The sequence below is a fragment of the Nocardioides sp. P5_C9_2 genome (genome assembly GCF_054049555.1).
In genome coordinates this window covers 1-4181 of the sequence record NZ_JBFUMD010000354.1, presented here as the reverse complement: position 1 = coordinate 4181, position 4181 = coordinate 1, and the positions used below count along the sequence as shown (strand labels likewise).

The window sequence follows — 4181 nt, the reverse complement described above, 5'->3', positions numbered from 1 at the left end:
GATCAGGTCCTGCTCACTCATGCGATCACCTGCGCAAGGACGGGGGCGAGCTCGGTCGCCAGGTCGTCGGGGTCCACCCGGCGCACGGTCACCCGCGGTCCGGAGTCCTCCTGGTGGGGGGTGAGGCTGTGCCAGCCGTCGGCGAGCAGCACCCACGAGGCGACGCCCACGCTGGTGGTGGCCCTCCCGGTGACCTCGGCGGCCAGCACGCGCAGGCGACCGCGGCCCTCGGTGTGCACGGCGGCCACGGCGGTGGCGGCGTCGGCGTCCGTGATCGGGGTGGCGTCGGCGTCCAGGACGCCCTCCCCGTGGTGCTCCATCAGCACCGGCACCAGGTCGGAGCGGCCCGAGCGCAGCGCCTCGCCGATGGCGTCGACGAGCTGGAAGGGCACCTCCATGGTGGCCGGGACGTCGGACTCGCGCAGGTCGACGTCGTCGGGGATGGCGGCCACCCGGGCGAGCTCGCCGGGCCACTGGTCGGCGCGGAACCACGCGAGCTCGAAGACGATGCCGTCGCAGGTCGCGAGGGTGGCGACCGCCCCGCCGGACTGGCGGTGCCATGCCTTGACCTGGCTGCCGGCGGCGGCCACGTCGATGTCGAGGGCGAGGCGGGGGGTGGCGAGCAGGCCGATCGCGCCGGCCAGGCCGGCGTCGAGGCCGGCGTCGCTCAGCAGCCCGCGCCGACGCAGCGTGTCGTCGGGGTCGTGCAGCGAGCCCACCGCGGAGGCGTACGCCGTCTCGTCGGCGGTCCCGCGGGACTCGCCGAGGCGTCCCTCGAGGGCGCCGGGGCCCGCGGCCTCGGAGAGGTCGAAGGGCAGCGGGGCGTCACCGGCCGCGCGGGCGGCCCACCGCAGCTCGGGGAGCGTGATGGCGATCCGGCGGGGGATCCCGTCCAGGAAGCTGGCCGGCTCCGCCGGCGGCGTCGTGAGGTCGATGGTCACCATGATCAGAGTCCCGGCAGCTCGACGGTCAGCCAGTCCTTGTGACCGGCCGGAGGGGGAGTGAAGGCCAGGAGCGCCGCGTCCTCGCGGCCGGGCTCGCCGGCGCGGTCCGCCTGGGCGGCMCGGGTCCGGGCGTCGCCGGTGAGCGCGTCGGCCTTGTGCGAGATCGTCTCGATCGCGTCCTTGAGGGCGTCGACCTCGGCGGCGTGCCGGGCGAGGGAGTCCGCAGCGGTGTCGTGGTGCCCGGCGGCGAGGCGCAGGTGCGAGGCGCGCTCCTTGATGCGGGTGCGCATCGACTCGGCGGCCCGGCCGGTCCACGGCACGCTCTCCGCCTGGGCGACGAGGCGGTCGGCCATGGCCCGGATGTCACCTCCCTGCTCGCGCAGCTGGGCGACTCGCTTGCGCGATGCGGCGCTGTCGCCGTACATCGGATCACGTCCTTTCGTCGACCCCGTGCGCTGACGCACCACGCGTCTCGCGGGTGCGTCAGGGCGCCTTCCCTGCCCGCCGTGTGGTCAAACCTCGAATCATCCTCCCGGTGGACGAGGCGCACGTCACGCCGGCGGGGGCAACCAGCCGGCGAGGCGCTCGAGCCCGGTCCGTACGTCGCCCTCCGGGCCGGCGAAGCTGAGCCGCACGTGCTGCCCGCCCACCTCGGTGTCGAAGTCGATGCCCGGGGCCAGGGCCACCCCGGTCTCGGCGAGCAGGCGTCGCGTCCAGGCCATCGAGTCGTCGGTGAGGTGGCCGATGTCCGCATAGGCGTAGAACGCGCCGTCGGCCGGGGCGAGGCGGTCGATGCCCAGCGCGGCCAGCCCCTCGAGGAGCAGGCGCCGGTTGGCGGCGTACCGCGTCACGTGCCCGTCCAGCTCGGCGTACGACGCCTCGGTGAAGGCCGCGACGGCGGCCCACTGGGCGAGGACCGGCGGGCAGATCGTGAAGTTGCCGGTGAGCACGTCGACGGCCCGGCGCAGCCGCTCCGGCACCAGCATCCAGCCGATCCGCCAGCCGGTCATCGAGAAGTACTTGGAGAACGAGCTGAACACGATCGCCTCCCGCGAGGTCTCCCACGCGGAGCGGGACAGCGCCGGCCGGCCGTCGAGGGGTGCGTACTCGATGCCGTGGTAGATCTCGTCGGAGATGAGCTGCACGCCGCGGGTCTCGCACCAGGTCGCGAGGGCAGCGAGCTCCGCGGGCAGCAGCATGGTGCCGGTCGGGTTGGCGGGGCTGGCCACCACGAGGCCCTTGAGGTCGCCGAGCTCCTCGAGCTGCTCCACGGTCGGCTGGAAGCGGTTGTCCGGGCCGCACGGGACCTCCACGACCTCGCACCCCAGCGCGGTCAGGACGTTGCGGTAGCAGGGGTAGCCGGGTCGTGCCATCGCCACCCGGTCGCCCGGCTCGAAGGCTGCGAGGAAGGCGAGCAGGAAGCCGCCGCTCGACCCGGTGGTCACCACGACGTCGTCGGCGCTGACGTCGATGCCGTGCGCACGTCGGTGGTGGACGGCGATCGCGTCCCGCAGCTCGGGGACCCCCGACGCGACGGTGTAGCCGAGGGGGTCGCCGCCGCGGAGCAGCCGCACGGCCTCGTCCGCGACCGGGCGGGGGGCGCCCGTCGAGGGCTGGCCGGCGACCATGTTGACCAGGTCCCCGTGGGTGCGCTGCCGCTCGGCGGACGCGGCCAGCAGGTCCATCACGTGGAAGGGCGGGACGTTCGCCCGCCGGGCCACCGTCCACCGATCGCTCATGTCCTGGATCGTGTCACGCGCGCGCCGGGCATCGGGCGGGGTCTCGTCGCGCCGATAGGATCAGGGCTCGACGACGACGGGGACGGGGTGGCGTGACTTTCGATGTGCACCAGCTCGACTCGTTCCTGCTGGTCGGCTCCCTCGTCACGCTGGCCGCGATCCTGGCCGTCCGGGTCTCGGCGCGCGCGGGTCTCCCCAGCCTGCTGATCTACCTGCTCATGGGGGTCGTGCTCGGCGAGGCCGTGGTGGGGATCCAGTTCGAGGACGCCCAGCTCGCGCACGCCCTCGGCTTCGGGGCGTTGGCACTGATCCTCGCCGAGGGCGGCCTGACGACCAGCTGGGCCGAGGTGCGGCCCTCCATCCCGCTCGGCGTCTCGCTGGCGACGGTCGGGGTGGCGGTCTCGGTCACCGTCGTCGCCATCGGTGCCCACTACCTCCTCGGGCTGCCGTGGGAGCTGGCAGTGCTGCTCGGGGCGGTGTGCTCGCCGACCGACGCGGCCGCCGTCTTCTCGGTGCTGCGGGTCGTCCCCCTGCCCAAACGGCTCACGGGGACCCTCGAGGCCGAGTCCGGCCTCAACGATGCCCCCACCGTGGTGCTGGTGGGGGTCGTCTCCACCGGTGCGGCCGCCAGCAGCGGTCTCCTCGGGGTCGCCGGCCTCATCGTCTTCGAGCTCGCGGTGGGCGTGGCGGTGGGGGTCGCCGTGGGCGTGGGCGGTGCCTGGGTCATGCGCCGCGCGGCGCTGCCCTCCTCGGGCCTGTACCCGCTGGCCATCCTCTGCCTCACCTTCGCGGCGTACGGCGGGGCTGCTGCCATGCACGCATCCGGCTTCGCGGCGATCTACGTGGCCGCGCTGATCCTGGGCAACTCCGAGCTGCCCCACCGGACGGCCACCAAGTCCTTCGCCGAGGGAGTGGCGTGGCTGGCCCAGATCGGGCTGTTCGTGATGCTCGGGCTGTTGCTGTCCCCTCAGCGGATCAGCCTGGAGATCGTCGGGCTGGCGCTGGCCACCGGGTTGATCCTGACCTTCGTGGCCCGGCCCCTGTCGGTGCTGGTCAGCTCCCTCGTGCGGCCGATGCCGCTGCGGGAGCTCGCCTTCATCTCCTGGGCCGGCCTGCGTGGCGCGGTCCCGATCGTGCTCACCACCATCGCGCTGGCCGAGGGGGTGGACGACGCCGACCGGCTCTTCGACATCGTCTTCGTGATGGTGGTGGTCTACACCCTGCTCACGGGTCCGACGCTGCCCCTGGTCGCCCGCTTGCTCCGGGTCGCCCGTCGCTCCGAGCCCCGGGGCCTCGACGTCGAGGCCGCGCCGCTGGAGCGGGTCGCGGCGGACCTGCTCCAGGTGTCGATCAGTCCCGTCTCACGCATGCACGGCGTCGAGGTCGGGGAGCTGCGGCTGCCGCAGGGCGCGTCGGTCTCGCTGGTCATCCGGCAGGGCGAGGTGCTGGTGCCGGAGCGGCGTACCGTCCTGCGACACGGGGACGACCTGCTCGTGGT

The 4181-nt window shown here is 74.0% G+C and carries 4 protein-coding genes; 1 reads left to right on the top strand and 3 read right to left on the bottom strand.

All coding sequences use genetic code 11. The annotated features are described in order from the left end of the window. Window positions 1-17 precede the first annotated feature (17 nt). From ACXJKL_RS15880 to ACXJKL_RS15870, 3 genes are all read right to left on the bottom strand, one after another. A complete protein-coding gene (locus tag ACXJKL_RS15880; RefSeq protein WP_457208000.1) occupies window positions 18-944 on the bottom strand; it encodes a hypothetical protein in 927 nt (308 codons plus the stop codon). Window positions 945-946: 2 nt separating this feature from the next. Continuing rightward, window positions 947-1369: a hypothetical protein gene (locus ACXJKL_RS15875; protein ID WP_457207999.1), complete on the bottom strand. Its 423-nt coding sequence runs from the start codon at window positions 1367-1369 to the stop codon at window positions 947-949. A gap of 126 nt (window positions 1370-1495) precedes the next feature. Further along, entirely contained in the window at window positions 1496-2683 is a 1188-nt protein-coding gene (locus ACXJKL_RS15870) for a pyridoxal phosphate-dependent aminotransferase (RefSeq protein WP_457207998.1), read from the bottom strand. Between the two features lie 92 nt (window positions 2684-2775). On the opposite strand from ACXJKL_RS15870, the gene ACXJKL_RS15865 reads away from it, so the two are divergent. Beyond that, window positions 2776-4181 (top strand): potassium/proton antiporter (locus ACXJKL_RS15865; RefSeq protein WP_457207997.1); only part of this gene is annotated, 1406 nt, incomplete at its 3' end.

What these genes read in the sequence shown, in the direction of transcription:
- ACXJKL_RS15880 (WP_457208000.1), bottom strand. Translation starts at nt 944, where the DNA reads ATGGTGACCATCGACCTCACGACGCCGCCGGCGGAGCCGGCCAGCTTC.
- ACXJKL_RS15870 (WP_457207998.1), bottom strand. Translation starts at nt 2,683, where the DNA reads ATGAGCGATCGGTGGACGGTGGCCCGGCGGGCGAACGTCCCGCCCTTC.